Source organism: Halobacillus salinus (assembly GCF_004684905.1).
In the GTDB taxonomy this organism is placed as follows: Bacteria; Bacillota; Bacilli; order Bacillales; family Halobacillaceae; genus Halobacillus; species Halobacillus salinus.
The window spans coordinates 1175388-1194912 of the sequence record NZ_SRJC01000001.1 but is presented as its reverse complement, the minus strand read 5'-3'; the positions used below and the strand labels follow the sequence as shown (position 1 = coordinate 1194912).

The window sequence follows — 19525 nt, the reverse complement described above, 5'->3', positions numbered from 1 at the left end:
GGTCTTATTTGTGTCATTTCAAAACCCATCAAAAGAAACGATAAAAAATGTATTGGAACAATCAAAAACGATTGCAGTTGTTGGGCTGTCGGATAAACCTCATCGTACATCCTATCAAATAAGTGAAGCGATGAAGAACGCAGGGTACCGGATCATTCCGGTTAATCCTACCATTGAAGAGTGGCAAGGAGAAAAAGCCTATCGTTCTCTTCAGGAAGTGGAGGAAGAGATCGACATCATCAACGTCTTCCGTCGACCTGAGCACTTACCTTCTATTGCGGAGGAAGCGAAAGGTGTAAATGCAAAAGCTTTTTGGGGGCAGCAAGGAGTCATTCACCCAGAAGCTTGGGAGACGTTAAAAGACACAGAACAAGTTGTGATTATGGATGTTTGTATCAAAGTCGCTCATGCATTATATTGTTAAAAACTTGTAAAGAGAAGCTGTCGACATTTGTTGGCAGCTCTTTTTTTGCGTCAAAATCAATAATGACAAGGGTTCAGATATGGTATGATAGAAGGTAGACGTGAAAAATAAGGTGCGGATTGGTACAGAGATATTGAAGTATTCCCTTGTTTTTTGGAAGAATTATGTTTGCGAAACCGTATAAAATCGCTACAATATAACAAGCGATAAATATACGGCCGTTTACATAAACGAACGTTTGTTCTATTATGGATTTAGGTAGTTGAAAGGAGCCGATGGTAAATTGTCGAACCAAAATCAATCATATTCAGATGATTCCATACAAGTACTCGAAGGCCTGGAGGCGGTAAGAAAGCGTCCGGGAATGTATATAGGATCTACCGACCATAGAGGCCTTCATCATTTGGTTCATGAGATCGTAGATAACGCGGTCGATGAAGCGTTATCCGGCTTCGGAGATGAAATGACCGTTACGCTTCACAAGGATGGCAGCGTTTCTGTACAAGATGAGGCGCGAGGAATGCCGACAGGAATGCACCGGACAGGTAAACCAACTCCAGAAGTCATTTTGACCGTTCTTCACGCAGGAGGTAAATTCGGTCAAGGCGGATATAAATCCAGTGGAGGACTTCACGGGGTCGGAGCATCTGTCGTGAATGCGCTCTCGGAATGGCTGGAAGTAAGAATTTGTCGAGACGGAGAGAAATATTATCAACGTTTTGAAAACGGCGGGGTACCCGTCACTTCGCTTGAGCATCAAGGCGCAACACGTAAATCAGGAACAACTATCCGCTTCAAACCGGATGCAAGCATTTTTTCTGTAACGAAGTTCAACTTCGAAACGTTATCAGAGCGCTTAAGGGAAGCAGCCTTTTTATTGAAAGGTTTTCGTATCATTCTTGTGGACGAGCGACCTAGTGAGAAAGTGAAGGAAGTTTATCAGTATGATGATGGACTTGAATCGTTTGTATCCTATTTAAATGAAGAGAAAGATACCTTACATCCGGTCGTTTCATTCGAAGGAGAACATACTGGAATCGAAGCGGATTTCGCCTTTCAATTCAACGATGGATTTGCAGAAAACATATTATCCTTCGTCAACAATGTTCGAACGAAAGATGGCGGGACACACGAGTCCGGAGCAAAAACGGCTATCACTAGAATCTTCAATGATTATGCAAGACGTGCCCAGTTGCTAAAGGATAAAGATAAAAACTTAGAAGGTAATGATATCCGGGAGGGCTTCACGGCAATTATTTCGGTCAGAATTCCAGAAGAATTGCTTCAATTCGAAGGCCAGACGAAAAGTAAGCTGGGCACTTCAGAGGCACGTTCTGCAGTAGACGCCGTTGTAGCGGAACAATTAAGCTACTTCTTAGAAGAGAATCCGGATATCGCTTCTATGTTAATCAAGAAAGCGATCAAAGCGAAAGAGGCAAGAGAAGCGGCTAGAAAGGCTCGGGAGGATGCCCGCTCCGGCAAGAAGAAAAAACGTAAAGATACGTTACTAAGCGGTAAACTCACACCTGCTCAATCGAAAAATCCAGAGAAGAATGAGCTTTACCTTGTCGAGGGTGACTCTGCTGGTGGTTCTGCCAAACAGGGACGGGACCGCAAATTCCAAGCTGTTCTTCCGCTTCGTGGTAAAGTCATCAACACCGAAAAAGCGAAAATTGCAGATATTTTCAAGAATGAGGAGATTTCAACGATCATCCATACCATTGGAGCAGGAGTTGGAGGAGACTTCACTTTAGAAGATTGCAACTACGATAAGATTGTCATTATGACAGATGCCGATACAGACGGCGCACATATCCAAGTATTATTGCTTACTTTCTTTTACCGTTATATGCGTCCATTGGTAGAAGCCGGTCGTGTCTTTATAGCTCTTCCTCCTCTATATAAAGTATCCAAAGGAAAAGGCAAAAAAGAGCGCACGGAATATGCATGGGATGAAAACGGCATGAAAGAATTGCTAAAAGAATTCAAGAATGGTTATTCCATACAGCGATATAAGGGTCTTGGTGAAATGAACGCCGACCAACTTTGGGAAACAACGATGAACCCTGAATCTCGCACGTTGATCCGCGTAACAATTGACGACCTTGCCCGCGTGGAACGTCGCGTGACGACTTTAATGGGCGATAAAGTGGAACCTCGCCGAAAATGGATTGAATCCCATGTCGCATTTGGTTTAGAAGACGAAGCCAATATCTTAGAAAACGATAAAATCCAAGCGTAAAAGGGGGATATTCTGTTGGCTGAGGCAGAAAAGTTTTTAGATTTACCATTAGAAGAGGTCTTAGGGGACCGCTTCGGAAGATATAGTAAGTATATTATTCAAGAGCGTGCGCTTCCGGATGCCCGTGACGGGTTGAAACCCGTCCAGCGCCGGATTTTGTACGCTATGCACCAAGAGAAAAACACACATGACAAAGCATACCGTAAATCCGCTAAGACCGTCGGTACGGTAATTGGTAATTATCACCCACACGGAGATACATCTGTGTACGATGCGATGGTCCGCTTGAGTCAGACGTGGAAAGTACGAACGCCGCTAGTCGAAATGCACGGAAACAACGGGAGCGTTGATGGCGATCCTCCGGCAGCGATGCGTTATACAGAAGCACGTTTATCTGCAATTTCATCGGAACTACTGAGGGACATCGAGAAAGAAACGGTGGAATTCATACCGAACTTTGATGATACGCTGAATGAACCGACAGTACTTCCAGCAAAATTCCCGAACCTGCTTGTTAATGGCTCGACAGGTATATCTGCAGGATACGCGACGGAAATACCTCCACACAATATAAGTGAAGTCATTGACGCCGTTATTAAGAAAATTGATAAACCAACTGCGGATGTATCGGATCTCATGGAACATATCAAGGGACCGGACTTCCCGACAGGTGGCATCATTCAAGGAATCGATGGGATCAGAAAGGCGTACGAAACTGGAAAAGGTAAAATCGTCGTCAGAGGTCGGGCTGAGATTCAAAAACAGCGCGGTGGTCGTGAACAAATCGTAATTGATGAAATTCCATTCGAAGTTAACAAAGCAAATATGGTAAAGCGCATGGATGAACTTCGCATCGACAGGAAAGTAGAGGGCATCGCGGAAGTTCGCGATGAAACGGATCGTACCGGTTTGCGAGTAGTGATCGATCTGAAGAAAGATGCCAACAGTGAAGGTGTGCTGAACTACTTATATAAACATACTGATCTGCAAATATCGTATAACTTCAATATGGTCGCTATTCATGATCGTACACCGAAGTTACTGAGTCTGCCGACAATCCTTGATTCTTACATCGAACACCAGAAAGAAGTCGTAACAAGACAAGCACTGTATGATTTGAACAAAGCGAAGAAGCGTGCCCACATCGTAGAGGGTCTGATCAAAGCAATCAGTATTCTTGATGAGGTCATCGCGACGATTCGTAGTTCAAGTGATAAGCAGGATGCTAAACAACGGTTAATTCAAAAGTATGATTTCACAGAAGAGCAAGCAGAAGCGATTGTGACGTTACAACTATACCGCTTAACGAATACAGACATCACTGCTCTAGAAAAGGAAGCGGCGGAACTTCAAGAGCGCATCGCTTACTTTGAGAAGATCCTTGGCAATGAACGAGAACTTCTGAAAGTGATCAAAGCTGACTTGCGTTCTATGAAAAAACATTATAATGCGCCGCGTCTCACTCAAATCGAGGACGAAGTGGAAGAGCTGAAAGTGGATCTCGAAGTAACGGTCGCTAGTGAAGATGTACTCGTTTCCGTCACGAAAGATGGTTACATCAAACGGACAAGCCTTCGCTCTTATGCGGCTTCGAATGGAGAAGACTTTGCCATCAAGGACGGGGATCATCTGCTCCGGTTGATGGAGATCAATACGACCGATAACATTCTCATATTTACGAATTTAGGTAAGTATCTGTTCATTCCCGTTCACAAATTACCCGATATCCGTTGGAAGGACCTTGGGCAATATATAGCCAATATCGTACAAGTAGAAAAAGAAGAGTACATTATCGATGCGATTCCGGTAAGGGAATTTACAGATAATCGCTACCTGTTATTCTTCACGAAAAATGGTATGGTCAAAAAGAGTGAACTGAAACTGTACAAAGCAGCAAGACATTCCAAAGCACTGGTTGCAATCAACTTGAAGGGAGATGATGAAGTAGTCGATGTTCATGTAACAGATGGATCATCGGACATATTCATCGCTTCTAACCGAGCATACGGTCTTTGGTACAAAGAAGAAGAAGTAAACCCAGTCGGTCAACGGGCAGCTGGTGTGAAAGCCATCACCTTGAGAGACGATGAACACGTCGTATCCGGACAAGTGTTCGATGCAGAAGAAGATCCATCCATTTTGATCTCCACGCAGCGAGGGGCTGTCAAACGGATGCGGTTGAAAGAATTCGATACGACATCAAGAGCGAAACGTGGCGTTCTGATGCTCAGAGAACTGAAAAAGAACCCTCACAGACTCATTGACGTCCATCTCGTTCAACGCGAGGATGACTTGATTCTTAAGACGAACAAAGATGAGACCATGTTAGTCCACCCTATGGACTTGAAAGCGAACGACCGATATAGTAATGGTTCGTTTGTCATCGATACTGATGATCAGGGAATAGTTGAAGAGGCGTGGCGTAAGCCTGATTATGAAAAACCATTCGCCCCGCAAGATGAAGAGGAAAGTTCATAGAAATACTCAGAAAAGGACTAAATCACTAAGTGATTTAGTCCTTTTTTCATCATTCTATGGAATGCATTGAGGAAATAGAGTCTACCTTCCAACTTTTTACTCGTTTGTATTTTCAGAAAACTGTGATAAAATGAACCTATATTCAGCAGATTGGGGATGATGTATGAGAGATTTAAAAGAAGACATCATGGAAACATCGCTCGATTTATTCGATCGCTATGGTTTTCATGGCGTCAGTGTGAACCAGATCGTGGAAGCTTCCAACACATCCAAAGGCGGATTCTATCATCATTTCCAGTCAAAAGACGAGCTTCTCTTCGTCATTCACGACACGTTTATTACATATGTATTGAAAGAAGCTCAGGCAGCAAATGTCGTGCATTCGTCTCCAGTTGAGAAGATTCAGGCTATCATCCGTTCGTTTGTTCATGTGTTTGACTTGTATAAGCCGCATATATCCGTGTTTTACCAGGAGAGCATGTATTTGAAATCCCCTTATAACCAACAGATTAAAGAAAAACGTGATGTTTTCAAAGATCTCGTCTTTTCGGTTATCGAAGAAGGCCAAAGAAGCGGACATTTCAGAAAGGAATTGCCGCTTGAAATTACAGGAATGGCGATTCTTGGTATGGTGAACTGGATTTATAAATGGTATAAACAGGACGGCACCTACACAATCGATCAAATAGCAGATGTGTTCACGGACTTGGTACTGCATTTTCTGTTACCGGTTCGAGAAGATGTGGAAGTGAAGGGTGAAATGTTACACGTTCCTTTTTTTTACGAATGTAAGTAAACGCTTACAATTTATTTTTTGTATAAGACAGACCAACCAGTCGGTCTTATGTCTTGAGGAGGACACTCATGAATTTCGAATTAACGAAAGAACAAGAAATGACGAGAAAGATGGTTCGTGACTTTGCAGAAAACGTGATACAGCCAAGAGCGGTTGATATTGATCGCAATGCTGGCTTTCCGGAAGATATCTTTAAAGAAATGGGGAAATTAGGGCTTCTCGGAATCCCTTTTCCTGAAGAGTATGGTGGTGCTGGTGGAGACACCATCACGTATGCTCTGGCAGTAGAAGAAATCGGTCGTGTCTGTGGCTCTACCGGGTTGAGTTATGCAGCGGCTGTCTCGCTAGGAGCAAGCCCTATCTACTACTTCGGTACGGAAGAACAAAAGCGGGAATTCCTTACGCCTCTTGCCAAAGGAGAAGGCTTAGCTTCATTTGGATTAACAGAGCCGAATGCTGGATCTGACGCCGGAGGAACACAAACACGAGCAGAGCTAAAAGGGGATCATTACGTCATTAACGGGGAAAAATGCTGGATCACCAATGCTGAATATGCGCGGTCGATTACGGTTACAGCTGTTTCAGGAAAACGTGAAGACGGGAGGAACATTATTTCCGCCTTCATCATTCCGAAAGATACCCCAGGCATGACGATTACGAGCCCTTACGAAAAGATGGGGGTACGAGGCTCGAACACTTCTGAAATTATTCTAGAAGACGTGAAAGTCCCTAAAGAAAACATCTTGGGAGATCCAGAAAAAGGGTTTAAGCAATTTTTATACACTTTAGATGGAGGTCGAATTTCGATTGCTGCACTGGCGGTTGGAATCGCTCAAGCTTCTCTCGACCGAGCGCTCGCTTACGCAAAAGAAAGAAAACAATTCGGTAAATCTATCTCGAACTTTCAGGCGATTCAATTCAAATTGGCAGACATGGCGATGGAAGTGGAACTTGCGAGAAACATGGTATTGAAGTCTGCATGGTTGAAAGACGAAGGGAAGAACTTCACAAAAGAATCGGCTTATGCGAAATTATTTGCCTCTGAAACGGCCTTCCGTTCAGCAAACCAGGCAATCCAGATCCATGGCGGTTACGGATATATGCGAGAGTATGAAGTGGAACGTTATTTACGGGATGCTAAATTACTAGAGATTGGGGAAGGAACATCCGAAATCCAACGTCTCGTCATAGCCCGCCAGCTTGGATGCTAAATAATAAGGAGGAATCGGCATGGCTTTATTAGAGAAGACCGTAGGACAATTGCTCGAGGACCAAGCAAACGCTTACCCGGACCACGAAGCGTTTGTCTATCCGGAGAAAGAGCTTCGCAAAACCTACAGAGAGTTCAACGAATTAACAGACGAAGTAGCTAAAGGCTTGATGGCGCTTGGTATAGATAAGGGCGATCATGTTGCCATCTGGTCTGATAACAAACCGGAATGGCTTGAGTCTCAGTTTGCTTCAGGAAAGATGGGCGGAGTGCTTGTCACAGTAAACACGAATTATCGCGCACAAGAGCTCGAGTATTTACTGAAGCAGTCGGACTCTTCTACTTTAATTCTAGCAGAGGATTTCAGGGGAACTTCTTATATTGATATTTTAAAAGAAATCTGTCCAGAGCTTGAGTCGTCTGAGAAGGGTGATCTACAGAGCGAACGACTGCCATTTCTTAAGAACATCGTCGTCTTAAGCGAGAAGTCCTATCCTGGATGCTACTCGTGGCAAGATGTCCTGGACATGGGAATGACGATTAAAGATGAAGAACTGGCTGGGCGTAAAGCATCCCTTTCCCATAAGGACGTCATCAACATGCAGTACACGTCCGGAACGACTGGTTTTCCAAAGGGAGTCATGCTCAGTCACGACAACATCGTAAACAACGGAAACCAAGTTGCCGACTGCATGCGACTGACAGAAGAAGATCGCTTGTGCATTCCAGTACCGTTCTTCCATTGTTTCGGCTGCGTATTAGGGACGCTCGCGGCGGTCTCTAAAGGGGCTACGATGGTCATATTAGAACAATTCGAGGCGAAAAAAGTACTCCAAGCGGTAAAAGACGAGTCATGTACAGCCTTACACGGGGTCCCTACTATGTTCATTGCTGAATTGAACCATCCGGAGTTTGAGGAACTGAAACCGACGACGCTTCGAACGGGAATCATGGCAGGATCCACATGCCCGATGGAAGTGATGAAGAGTGTCATCGAAGACATGGGAGCGGAGGAGATTACAATCGCCTATGGTCAGACTGAATCCTCTCCTGTTATTACGCAGACGAAAGCGGACGATCCGATAGAAAGACGGGTGAAAAGCGTAGGGCGGACCCACCCCAATGTCGAGGTCAAGGTAATAGAACCAGCTACTGGAGAAGAAGTAGAACCTGGAATACCTGGAGAGCTCTGTACAAGAGGGTATCTTGTAATGGAAGGTTATTACAAGAACGAAGAAGCGACAGAAGCGGCAATCGACCCAGATGGTTGGCTTCATACAGGAGATATTGCAGTGATGGATGAAGAAGGCTACGTCGAAATCACAGGCCGTATGAAAGATATGATCATCCGCGGTGGGGAGAATGTGTACCCTCGTGAAATTGAAGAGTTCTTATATCAGCACCCTGATGTCTTGGATGTCCAAGTCGTCGGTATCCCCGATCAGAAGTACGGGGAGGAAATAATGGCTTGGATCATTCCAAAAGAAGGAAAAAGCCTTGAGGAAGAGCAAATACGAGATTTCTGCGACGGGCAAATTTCAAAACATAAAATTCCACGCTACATCCACTTTACAGATGAATATCCGATGACGGCTAGTGGTAAAATCCAAAAATTCCGGCTGCGTGAAAATGCGCTGGAGATGTTAAATACCAATAGAACTTGAAAGGAGTGATGTTGATGTTTAAGAAAGTATTAATTGCCAACCGAGGGGAAATCGCTGCGAGAGTCATACGAACTTGTAAGCAATTAGGGATCGCAACCGTTGCTGTATATTCAGAGGCGGACCAACAAGCACCTTACGTCTCTTTGGCCGATGAAAGTTATTTGATAGGTAAGCCACGAGTCAACGAATCCTATTTAAATATCGAAAAAATTGTAAGCGTCGCCAAACAGTCTGGTGCAGAAGCCATCCACCCTGGCTACGGTTTACTTAGTGAAAACACGGACTTCGCTAAACGGATTGAAGACGAAGGCATTACCTTTATAGGTCCTAGAGCAGATGTTATCGCAAAAATGGGGGATAAAATTGCTGCCCGTAAGGAGATGAAGGAAGCGGGCGTACCGATTATTCCTGGTACAGAGGAAGCGGTGGCATCGACGGATGAGGCGAAAACGGTTGCGAATTCCTTCGGGTATCCTGTCATGTTGAAAGCATCTGCTGGTGGTGGCGGCATTGGGATGCAGGCTGTCAATAATGATGAAGAGCTTGAAAAAGCCTTCGAAGGCAACTCCAAACGGGCCAAAGCTTTCTTCGGGAACGGCAGTATGTTCATTGAAAAACTGATTGAGAATCCTCGTCACATTGAAATACAAGTGCTTGCTGATGAGCACGGAAACAGTGTTTATTTATTCGAGCGTGAATGCTCCATTCAGCGGCGACATCAGAAAGTAGTTGAAGAAGCTCCATCCCCTGTTTTATCAGAAAAGACGCGTGAGGAAATGGGAGAAAGTGCAATGAAAGCTGTCCAGGCGTTGCAGTATACCAATGCTGGGACAATCGAGTTTCTAGTAGATGATGAGGAAAACTACTACTTCCTTGAAATGAACACTCGACTGCAAGTAGAGCATCCAGTAACAGAAGAGATAACCGGCATTGATTTAGTCGAACAGCAATTACGGGTTGCGAACGGTGAAAAACTGAAGGTGAAACAAAAAGATTTAACCATTCAAGGTCATGCTATCGAAGTCCGTATTTATGCGGAAGATCCCAATACATTCTATCCTTCTCCAGGACAACTGACGAAATTGCGTCTTCCAGAGGGGCCAGGCATCCGTCATGAACTAGCTGTTCATGGTACCAGTCAGATCACGCCTTTCTACGACCCTATGATTGCAAAGCTGGTCGTACACGGCGAAACCAGGGAAGAAGCGATCGAGCGATTGACGAAAGCGATCCACAATTACGAAATTGAAGGCATCAAATCAAACGTGACAATGCTGAAACGAATCATCACCCACGAAAAATTCAAAGAAGGCGAAACGAAAACAACATTTATCCAAGACTACTATCTACCAACGTTAACGAACCACTAAGGAGGAAATGACAATGACAGAAATCAAAGCATCTATGGCAGGAAGTGTATGGAAACTTGTAGCAGCAGAAGGAGACAAAGTGAACGATGGAGACGATGTCGCAATCCTTGAGTCAATGAAAATGGAGATTCCGATTCCGTCTGAAGCTTCTGGTACGGTTAAAGAAATCAAAGTAAGCGAAGGGGACTTCGTCAACGAAGGCGACGTCATAGCCATAATCGAGTAGGAGGTTCTTTATGCAGGCACTACCTGAACAGGTCACGATCAAAGAAGTCGGTCCACGCGATGGTCTGCAAAATGAATCCGTCGAGGTACTAACAGCAGACAAAATCGCATGGATCGATCAATTGTCGAGAACAGGATTATCCTATATCGAATTCAGCTCGTTTGTTCATCCCAAATGGATACCGCAGTTGAAGGATGCGAAACAAGTCGCACTTGGCATCGACCGGAATCCAGATATCACCTATGCTGCGCTTGTTCCGAATCAGAAAGGACTAGAAGGCGCACTAGAAACGGGTGTTGATGAAGTTTCGGTATTTATGTCGGCAAGTGAGACGCATAACAAGAAGAATATCAACAAATCGATTGAGGAAACGTACCCTGTGTTGAAACCAGTCATCGAAGAAGCGAAGAACGCCGGAAAAACCGTGCGAGGATATGTTTCAACGGTATTCGGTTGTCCTTATGAAGGAGATATTTCAGCTGAACAAGTAATCGATGTAAGCAGCCGACTCTTCGATTTAGGAATTGATGAGCTATCGCTCGGAGATACGATCGGAGTAGCCAATCCACTTCAAGTAGATCGGACACTGACAGAAATAAGAAGCCAGCTTCCCTTTGATCAATTGGCGATGCATTTTCATAATACGAGAGGAATGGCGCTTGCCAATGTCCTCGTATCACTGGAACATGGCATCACAACGTTTGACGCTTCTGTCGGTGGACTCGGTGGTTGCCCCTATGCCAAAGGAGCAACAGGCAATCTTGCGACAGATGACCTTATCCATATGCTCCATGAAATGAACATACAGACAGGTGTGGACCTTGAGAAGCTTACTGAAGCTGGACTATTCATCCAATCAAAACTCGATAAGTACTTACCAAGTCATCAAATGCAGATGTGTACGAAAGAAAGGGTGTAGTCGATTGGCAGAACTCGTCACATTAGAAGAAGTTGAAGAACATGTCTATATACTAACGTTGAACAGACCGGAAGCGGCCAATGCTCTCTCGACGGGACTCTTGGATGCCGTTCAGCAAAAGGTCGAACAAATAGAACAATCAAGTGACATACGTGCTGTGATTATCAAAGGCAGTGGAACGAAAGCGTTTTGTGCCGGGGCCGACTTGAAAGAACGGCGTGGTATGAATGATCAAGAAGTCATCCAGACAGTCCGTAAAATCGGAGATACAAACCGGATGATCGAGGAAATCCCCGTTCCGACCATTGCCATGATCAACGGCGTTGCGTTCGGTGGCGGATTGGAACTCGCACTTGCTTGTGATTTACGGATGATGAGTACATCCACCACTGTAGGACTCACAGAGACATCTCTCGCAATCATTCCAGGAGCGGGCGGTACACAACGATTGAGTCGCTTGATCGGACTTGGACGCGCAAAAGAAATGATTTATACAGCGAAGCCGGTTGAAGCAGACCGAGCTTATCAAATCGGACTCGTTGAATACATGTACGACTCTCAAATCCTTCAACAGGAAGCGATCGACTTGGCTTGTACGATTGCAAGAAACGGTCCAGTCGCAATGAAGCAAGCGAAGAAGGCGATCAACCAAGGGTATGAGACAGACTTGGAATCCGCTTTATCTATTGAACATGAGTGTTATAAAGAAACGATCCCTACCCATGACAGAATAGAAGGTTTACAAGCCTTCAAAGAAAAAAGAAAACCGATGTATAAAGGAGAATAGAGGTGAAGCCTACTATGACTACTATTAATGAAACGTTTGAAGAACGAGTAAAGAAGATTAAATCTGGTGGAGCGGAAAAGTACCACGAAAAAAACAGCGAAAAAGGCAAACTTTTCGTAAGAGAACGGTTGGAATTATTATTTGATGATGACTTATCGATAGAGGATGCCTTCTTTGCGAACTGTCAGGATGGTAAGCTTCCAGCTGATGGTGTCGTAACCGGTATCGGAAAAATCAACGGAGAGCAAGTTTGTGTAATGGCGAATGACTCTACAGTGAAAGCAGGTTCCTGGGGAGCTAGGACAGTCGAAAAGATCATCCGCATACAAGAAACAGCTCTGAAACTGAATGTGCCTATGCTATATTTGGTTGACTCTGCCGGGGCGCGGATCACCGACCAAGTAGAAATGTTCCCGAACCGCAGAGGTGCCGGGCGTATTTTCCATAATCAAATCAAATTATCTGGACGTGTTCCACAGGTTTGTCTCTTGTTCGGACCTTCCGCTGCAGGCGGTGCTTACATTCCGGCATTCTGTGACATTGTCGTGATGGTCGATGGGAATGCCTCGATGTATTTAGGCTCACCACGTATGGCAGAGAAAGTCATTGGAGAGAAAGTGTCACTTGAAGAAATGGGTGGTGCCAATATGCACTGTTCCGTTTCGGGGTGTGGAGACGTGTTAGTAAAAGATGAGCAGGAAGCAGTTGCTTTCGCACGTAAATACTTGAGCTATTTCCCATCCAACTATTCTGAGAACCCTAAGCGAAGAGAGCAACTTGAACCAGCTGAATTTGAAAAGAGCCTGGAAGAACTGATTCCAGAAAACCAAAATGCTCCTTTCGATATGTATCAGCTTATTGATCGCCTTATCGATGAAGACTCTTTCTGTGAAATTAAGAAAAAATTCGCTCCTGAGTTGATCACCGGCCTTTCCCGAATCGATGGCAGGTCAGTTGGAATCATTGCTAACCAGCCAAGAGCAAAAGGTGGCGTGTTGTTTCCGGATTCAGCGGATAAAGCAGCAAAGTTCATCCAATTGTGTGATGCTTTCAATATCCCACTCTTATTCCTTGCAGATATACCAGGCTTCATGATTGGTACTAAAGTGGAGCGAGCAGGAATTATCCGTCACGGGGCAAAAATGCTCTCTGCTATGAGTGAAGCGACCGTTCCGAAAATATCCGTCATTGTCCGTAAGGCGTATGGTGCCGGCTTGTATGCAATGGCAGGACCAGCATTCGAACCTGATGCCTGCTTGGCTCTACCGACTGCTCAAATAGCGGTTATGGGGCCGGAAGCGGCAGTTAATGCCGTTTATGCGAACAAAATAGCAGCACTTCCTGAAGAGGATCGTCCTGCGTTTATTAAGGAGAAACATGAAGAGTACAAAGAAAATATCGACATTTACAGATTGGCTTCCGAGATGATCATTGATGATATTGTAGAGCCGAACCGTCTTCGTATGGAGCTAGCTACTAGATTCGAAGCTTATGAGCGTAAAGACGTAACCTTTACGCATCGTAAACATGGTGTGTACCCAGTTTAAAGAAGCCAATCAGTAAATAGAAAAAGACAGAAGCAATTGATATGCTTCTGTCTTCTTTTTAGTTCAGAAATGTTTAGAGTGCTTAGGATCTTGAGCTTTGTTAGCAGCTCCATCAGAGGTGAATAACTCTTGAACTTGTTCTTTTTCGTTACTTCCTTTGCGCTTTTTTTCAAAATAGACATTCAGTGCAATCAACCCGCCGGGAATGACAAGTAACAACCAGTACATGAGCCTTGCCTCCTTCCTAAAGCTTAGCTAAACTATAACATAATCTGAATGAAATTCCATAAAAAGGATTGGGTGGGTAAAGGTGAAAGAAATTATTAATAATAGCCTTATGGAAGAATCAATCCGACTTTTAGGAGAAGCGACCTCTCTTCTTAAAGCGGAAGAGGTTTACCATGCTTACATAAACTCTTCAAAAGACCAACTTTTTCTTTATATCCATAACGGAATGTGTGTGGGGTGTGTAGGGTTGAAGCAATACAAGGAAGAAATCGTATTGAATCACATTGCTGTAGATGCGAATTTCAGGTCCATAGGAATCGGAAAGAGTATGGTGGAGTGGATAGGCGAGAATTTCAAAGCAAGTATTCTAATAGCTGAAACAGACAGAGAAGCGGTCGGTTTTTACAAGCAACTAGGGTTTGAAATCACATCACTCGGTGAAAAATACCCTGGTGTGGAGCGGTTTCGGTGTCATAAAAAAATAGAAAAACACGCAGGTTAAACGGCCTGCGTGTTTTTTAGTTATGGTCGATTTGATGTCAATCCTAAGGTGCGGATCTGATCAACAGCATCTGGATTCTCAAGTGCACTTAAATCTCCTGATGGTTTGTTCAAGTAAGCAGACTTGATTGCCCTTCGCATCACTTTCGCATTGCGGGTTTTTGGGAGATCGTTTACGGCAAACACTTTTTTCGGGGCCAGTGCTTTCCCTAACTTATGTTGAAGCAGAAGCCTCAGCTCTTCCATAATTACTTCCGTCGACTCCTTCTTTAAAACGACGAAGGCAACAGCTTCTTCTCCTTTTACATCGTGCGGGACACCTATGACACCTGCTTCAATTACTTCGTCATGCTCCACTAGAACAGACTCTACTTCAGCAGGACCTAATCGTTTACCGGCAACATTCAATACATCATCAGACCGACCGGTAATCGTGAAGAATCCATCTTCATTTTCAATAGCCCAGTCGCCATGTACCCATGTATCTTTGAAGCGGCTCCAATAGGTTTCTTCGTATCTCTCCTCATCTTCATGAAAGCCTTTTGTCATTCCGACCCAAGGCTTACGTAAGACGAGCTCACCTACATCACCAAGAACAGCATTCCCATCATCATCATATACACTTACGTCCATACCAGGTAAAGCTGCATTGAACGTTACGGGTTGAATCGGCTTCACTAATACATTACCGAGCATTCCTCCGGAAATTTCGGTGCCGCCGGAGTAATTGAAGATTGGTACCTGGGACTTTCCTGCATGTTTGAATAACCAGTGCCACGGTTCTGGATTCCAAGGCTCGCCAGTCGATCCAATCAACTTCAACGATTGGAGGTTGTGCTTGTCGATCCAAGATTCACCGTGTTTCATCATGGCACGTACAAGCGTCGGAGAAATGCCGAGATGGGTTACCTGATACCGCTCGACAAGTTCCCAGAGTCGGTCGGGTTCCGGATAATCCGGCGTTCCTTCGAACATGACAATGGATGCACCGTTCATGAGACCACCGTATACAAGGAAGGGACCCATCATCCAGCCCATATCCGTGTACCAGAAAAGCGTATCCTCTTGCTTCACATCCATACATATTCCGGCATCGAAGGCAGACTTCACGGGGAAACCTGAGTGTGTATGCACGGCGCCTTTCGGTTTGCCTGTCGTGCCGGATGTATAAATGAGCATGAACGGGTCATCCGCACGCTTTTCTTTCGTTTTGTAATCGTTTACATTTTTCCTGAGAGTTGTCCAAAGAATATCACGATACTCGTTCCAGTCCACTTCGCATCCCGCTCGCTCCACGACAATCACATGTTCTAAAGAGGGACAGAGATCGGCAGCAAGATCGGCTTCGTCTTTCATTCGTACTGTTTTTCCGCGACGATAAAACCCGTCTGCTGTGAGTAGGACTTTCGCTTTTGCTGCTTGGACCCGCGTAGCAACAGCTTCTGATTTATATCCTGAAAAAGCAGGGGAGAAGATCGCACCTATTTTAGAGATAGCAAGCATAGCAATGACGGTTTCTGGAATCATCGGCATGTAAATCGTGACGACGTCCCCTTCGTCAACCCCAAGTTGCTCAAGTCCATTTGCAATTGTATTGACTTCTTGTAGTAATTCTTTATACGTAAACGTAATCTGGTCTCCGTTATCTCCTTCCCAGTACAAAGCGGTGTTGTCTTGAGTGGAAGAGGAGAGAGCCCATTTATCCAAGGCATTGTGAACGACGTTCGTTTTCCCTCCGATAAACCAGTTCGGATAGGCTATTCCTTTAGAAAGATCAAGCGTTTCTTCATAATCATCGTACCATTCAATGCCTAATTCCTTCACAGCTTCATCCCAGAACCAAGCAAGGTCGGTAACGGACTTCTTGTGAAATGCATCATAATCGGTGAAGCCGTGTTTGTTCATCCATTGATACAATCGTGTCTTCTTTTTCTGTTCCTCCGTAGGAACCCAAGCAGATTCATATGTAGACATACACAACACTCCTATAAAAATATTCTGACTACTTCTATTATAACTGAATATCTATTCAGAAGCACGGCAGTCGAAAAAAGGATTTTCTACAAATTTTTTAAAAATATTGAAGGATTTGCGAAACTTTTATACCATGTTAATCGGTATGATAAGTACCGTTTAACAACGGAAATACATAAAAGGGAGTGGCACAAGATGTTAGAAGGTGCACTATTTTTAGTCATTTTATCAGTGATCGGCGTCGTCGCCGTTGTCGGTGGGCTTATAACGTTTATCGTATTCAGAATGAGATATAAAACGGCAAGCTCTAACGAAGCACTGATCGTAACAGGCCCGAAGCTTGGAGATCCTGAGAAGGAAAAGAACGTTTTTGAAGATGATAATGGGCGTTCCGTCAAGATTATCCGTGGTGGTGGGTACCGTTTGCGCATGTTCCAAACGGCGACACCGATTGATTTGACATCCTTCCAGCTGCAAGTAAACTCAGAGAAAGCTTACACGAAGGAAGGTATTCCAGTTCGTGTTGCAAGTACGGCAGTGATCAGTATCGGTAGTGAGCTTGAGATCATGGCGAACTTTGCTGAGAAATTCCTAGGGAAGAAGCAAGGGGAAAGGGAATCGGAATTGAAAGATGTCCTTAATGGTCATCTACGTTCGATCATTGCATCCTTGCCAATCGAGAAGATCTATAACGACTTCAAGGAAGTCAATACACAAGTGAAGAAGATAGCGGAATCTGACTTGAAGGGCATGGGCTTTGAAATTACTTCCTTCGCGCTTAATGACGTGGAGGACGTAGATGAAGAGAATGGTTATATCGATGCGTTGGGTCGTCCTCATATTGCAGAAGTTCAGAAGAAAGCGAATATGGCAGAGTCGGATGCAACGAAAGAGACGCGTATTTATCAGGCGAAAAACGATCAGGAAGCACAAGATGAGGAAAATCGTCGTCTGACAGCAGTCGCTGAATCAACGAACGAAAAAGAGATTAAAGAAGCGGAATTCCAGAAGGAAGCGAACCGTGCTCGTGCGAATGCAGAGCAGGCTGGAGAGATCGAGCGTCAGAAACTTGCACAACAAGTGAAAGAAGAAGAGCTTAAAGTTCAGTACATTGAGAAGCAACGTGCGGTTGAACTAGAAGAAGAAGAAAACAAACGTCGTCGTTCCATTGCAGACGCAGAAGCGTATGAAGTGACGAAGCGGGCGCAAGCAGAAGCGGATAATGAACGAATCAAAGGTGAATCGGAAGCGGAAGTTATTCGTCAGCGTGGTATTGCGGAAGCAGAATCGAAAGAACGAATGGCTAAAGCGATGAGTGAGTACGGCGAAGCGGCTATTATGGAAATGCTGCTAAGTGTACTGCCGGAGTATGCTGAAAAAGTATCGGCTCCGCTATCACAGATCAAAGATATGAAAGTCATTGATATGGGAGGTAGCGACTCTCAAGGTGGATCGGCTAAAATCACGAACAGCGTGACGTCTACGATGCTTGGCATTCAGGAATCTTTAAAAGAAACGACAGGAATGGATCTGAAAGCGATGCTTGAGAGTTACGTCTCCCGTGGTGCGGTGAACGCCTTTGACGATAATTCGTCTAAACGGTATCAGGAAGTATCCGCCACTCATGAGAAAGAAGAAGAGAGTGTAAGCGATGAAGAAATCAATGAAGACGACATAGAAATGAAGCAGGAAGAGGATAAATAATCCCAGTTTGAGGCATGTAAAGCGTAAAGGCTTTACATGCCTTTTCTTTTGAGGTAAGGTATTTTACGAGAAAAATTATTGTAATTATACATGACAATAACACTGTATTAATTGTTTATATAGGGATTTAATGATAAAGTCTAAACCGAAAGACATGCTTAACCTTGCATCAGAACGAATGTAATTCTATGAAGCAGAATAAATACAAGTAGTCATTATTATTTTGAAGTAAGGAGTTTTCACTTTGAAAATCGCCATCATAACCGAGACATTCCTTCCGTCAACGGATGGAGTCGTGACCAGATTAAAAGAAGCTGTGAAATACTTGAGAAGCCAAGAGCATGAAGTAGTAGTCATTGCTCCTGACTTTGGTGTCACAGAATATGAAGGGGCGATTGTAGAAGGCGTTAAAACGACGAAGATGCCTTTTTACCGCTATCGGGAATTCTCTTTGCCACAACGAAAAGTCAAAGACCTGCTACTGAAGCATGACCCTGATCTCGTGCACGTCGTAAACCCAGCCCTCGTTGGCGTATCCGGAGTGTACTATGCGGATAAGTTAAATTACCCTTTAATTGCGTCTTACCATACGCATGTACCTAAATATATGGATTATTACCGCCTTTATCCACTGAAACCTGCTGTATGGTGGTATTTCAGAAAGCTTCACAATTACGCTGATGTGAACCTTTGTACTTCGAATGCTGTTAAGAAAGAGCTCGTTGCAAAGAACTTTCACAATGTCAGCGTATGGGACCGTGGTGTAGCTGTCGATCACTACCATCCGCGCCATAAAAACGAGGCGATGAGAGAGCGTCTGACGGACGGAAAACCTGAAAACAAACTGCTCGTCTTTGTCGGTAGATTGGCTCCCGAAAAAGAAATTCACAAATTGCGTCCATTACTGGATGAGCGAGACGACATATCCTTAGCGATTGTCGGAGATGGTCCAGTCAAAGACGAACTTGAACAGACATTTGAAGGTACGAACACTACGTTTACAGGATTACTGCACGGAGAAGAGCTTGCTCAAGCCTTTTCTTCATCAGATGCACTGATTTTCCCTTCTGTAACTGAAACTTTAGGACTTGTTATTTTAGAAGCGATGGCTTCTGGATTACCCGTTATTGCTGCGAAAAGTGGTCCCACGATGGAACAAGTCGAGGACGGTCGCACAGGCTTGCTATTCGAAAATGAAAACACAGAAAGTATTATCCAAGCGATTAATCGCCTAGAAGACGAAGAACTCTATCAGCACATGTGCGAGAATGCGAGAAAAGAAGCAGAGAAGTACAGCTGGCAGAAGCCTTCGGAACAGATCCTGGATTACTATTTCGAAACGCTAGAAGTTTTTCAAAAAAACCAGGCCAAAACGTCAAAAAAGTCTAAAGTGAACGTCACAGAGTAAATGGACTCTGTGACGTTTTTTTCACCTTCCAAGTTCCTCTTAACCTG

At 44.3% G+C, this 19525-nt stretch carries 16 protein-coding genes; 14 read left to right on the top strand and 2 right to left on the bottom strand.

Annotated elements, in window-relative coordinates; translation table 11 throughout:
• The first annotated feature begins 10 nt into the window (after positions 1–10).
• The 11 genes from E4663_RS06525 to E4663_RS06475 all read left to right on the top strand — a co-directional run bounded on the left by E4663_RS06525 (position 11) and on the right by E4663_RS06475 (position 13663).
• Complete coding sequence (locus tag E4663_RS06525; protein ID WP_135327007.1) at positions 11–424, top strand: CoA-binding protein; 414 nt, start codon at positions 11–13, stop codon at positions 422–424.
• Positions 425–707: 283 nt separating this feature from the next.
• The gene (gene parE, locus E4663_RS06520; RefSeq protein WP_135327006.1) at positions 708–2666 is read left to right on the top strand and encodes a DNA topoisomerase IV subunit B; all 1959 of its coding nucleotides are present in this window, start codon (positions 708–710) and stop codon (positions 2664–2666) included.
• A 15-nt stretch (positions 2667–2681) separates the two neighbouring features.
• Positions 2682–5144: a DNA topoisomerase IV subunit A gene (parC, locus tag E4663_RS06515; RefSeq protein WP_135327005.1), complete on the top strand. Its 2463-nt coding sequence runs from the start codon at positions 2682–2684 to the stop codon at positions 5142–5144.
• Between the two features lie 163 nt (positions 5145–5307).
• Positions 5308–5940 carry a TetR/AcrR family transcriptional regulator gene (locus E4663_RS06510; protein WP_135327004.1) on the top strand — a complete coding sequence of 211 codons (633 nt, stop codon included), beginning with the start codon at positions 5308–5310 and terminating at the stop codon, positions 5938–5940.
• 68 nt (positions 5941–6008) lie between these two features.
• Positions 6009–7151 carry an acyl-CoA dehydrogenase gene (locus E4663_RS06505; protein ID WP_135327003.1) on the top strand — a complete coding sequence of 381 codons (1143 nt, stop codon included), beginning with the start codon at positions 6009–6011 and terminating at the stop codon, positions 7149–7151.
• Positions 7152–7170: 19 nt separating this feature from the next.
• Positions 7171–8814 (top strand): AMP-binding protein, encoded by a 1644-nt coding sequence (locus E4663_RS06500; RefSeq protein WP_135327002.1) that lies wholly within the window; start codon positions 7171–7173, stop codon positions 8812–8814.
• 14 nt (positions 8815–8828) lie between these two features.
• Positions 8829–10184: an acetyl-CoA carboxylase biotin carboxylase subunit gene (accC, locus tag E4663_RS06495; protein WP_079480063.1), complete on the top strand. Its 1356-nt coding sequence runs from the start codon at positions 8829–8831 to the stop codon at positions 10182–10184.
• A gap of 13 nt (positions 10185–10197) precedes the next feature.
• Positions 10198–10410 (top strand): acetyl-CoA carboxylase biotin carboxyl carrier protein subunit, encoded by a 213-nt coding sequence (locus E4663_RS06490; RefSeq protein ID WP_079480062.1) that lies wholly within the window; start codon positions 10198–10200, stop codon positions 10408–10410.
• A 10-nt stretch (positions 10411–10420) separates the two neighbouring features.
• On the top strand, positions 10421–11329 hold the full coding sequence (locus E4663_RS06485; RefSeq protein ID WP_079480061.1) for a hydroxymethylglutaryl-CoA lyase: 909 nt from the start codon (positions 10421–10423) through the stop codon (positions 11327–11329).
• A 4-nt stretch (positions 11330–11333) separates the two neighbouring features.
• Positions 11334–12116, top strand: coding sequence for an enoyl-CoA hydratase (locus E4663_RS06480; protein WP_079480060.1), 783 nt, complete (start codon positions 11334–11336; stop codon positions 12114–12116).
• Positions 12117–12130: 14 nt separating this feature from the next.
• Entirely contained in the window at positions 12131–13663 is a 1533-nt protein-coding gene (locus E4663_RS06475) for an acyl-CoA carboxylase subunit beta (RefSeq protein WP_135327001.1), read from the top strand.
• Positions 13664–13726: 63 nt separating this feature from the next.
• Here E4663_RS06475 and E4663_RS19745 read toward each other — a convergent pair whose 3' ends face one another.
• Positions 13727–13891 carry a hypothetical protein gene (locus tag E4663_RS19745; protein WP_158290436.1) on the bottom strand — a complete coding sequence of 55 codons (165 nt, stop codon included), beginning with the start codon at positions 13889–13891 and terminating at the stop codon, positions 13727–13729.
• Positions 13892–14000: 109 nt separating this feature from the next.
• Between E4663_RS19745 and E4663_RS06470 the strand changes: the two genes are divergently transcribed.
• The gene (locus E4663_RS06470; RefSeq protein ID WP_079480899.1) at positions 14001–14393 is read left to right on the top strand and encodes a GNAT family N-acetyltransferase; all 393 of its coding nucleotides are present in this window, start codon (positions 14001–14003) and stop codon (positions 14391–14393) included.
• A gap of 20 nt (positions 14394–14413) precedes the next feature.
• Here the strand turns inward: E4663_RS06470 and E4663_RS06465 are convergent, their stop codons facing one another.
• The gene (locus E4663_RS06465) at positions 14414–16366 is read right to left on the bottom strand and encodes an AMP-binding protein (protein WP_135327000.1); all 1953 of its coding nucleotides are present in this window, start codon (positions 16364–16366) and stop codon (positions 14414–14416) included.
• Between the two features lie 195 nt (positions 16367–16561).
• Between E4663_RS06465 and E4663_RS06460 the strand changes: the two genes are divergently transcribed.
• Together E4663_RS06460 and E4663_RS06455 are read left to right on the top strand one after the other, a co-directional pair.
• Entirely contained in the window at positions 16562–18070 is a 1509-nt protein-coding gene (locus tag E4663_RS06460; RefSeq protein ID WP_135326999.1) for a flotillin family protein, read from the top strand.
• 244 nt (positions 18071–18314) lie between these two features.
• Positions 18315–19478 (top strand): glycosyltransferase family 4 protein, encoded by a 1164-nt coding sequence (locus tag E4663_RS06455; RefSeq protein ID WP_135326998.1) that lies wholly within the window; start codon positions 18315–18317, stop codon positions 19476–19478.
• The last annotated feature ends 47 nt before the right edge of the window (positions 19479–19525 follow it).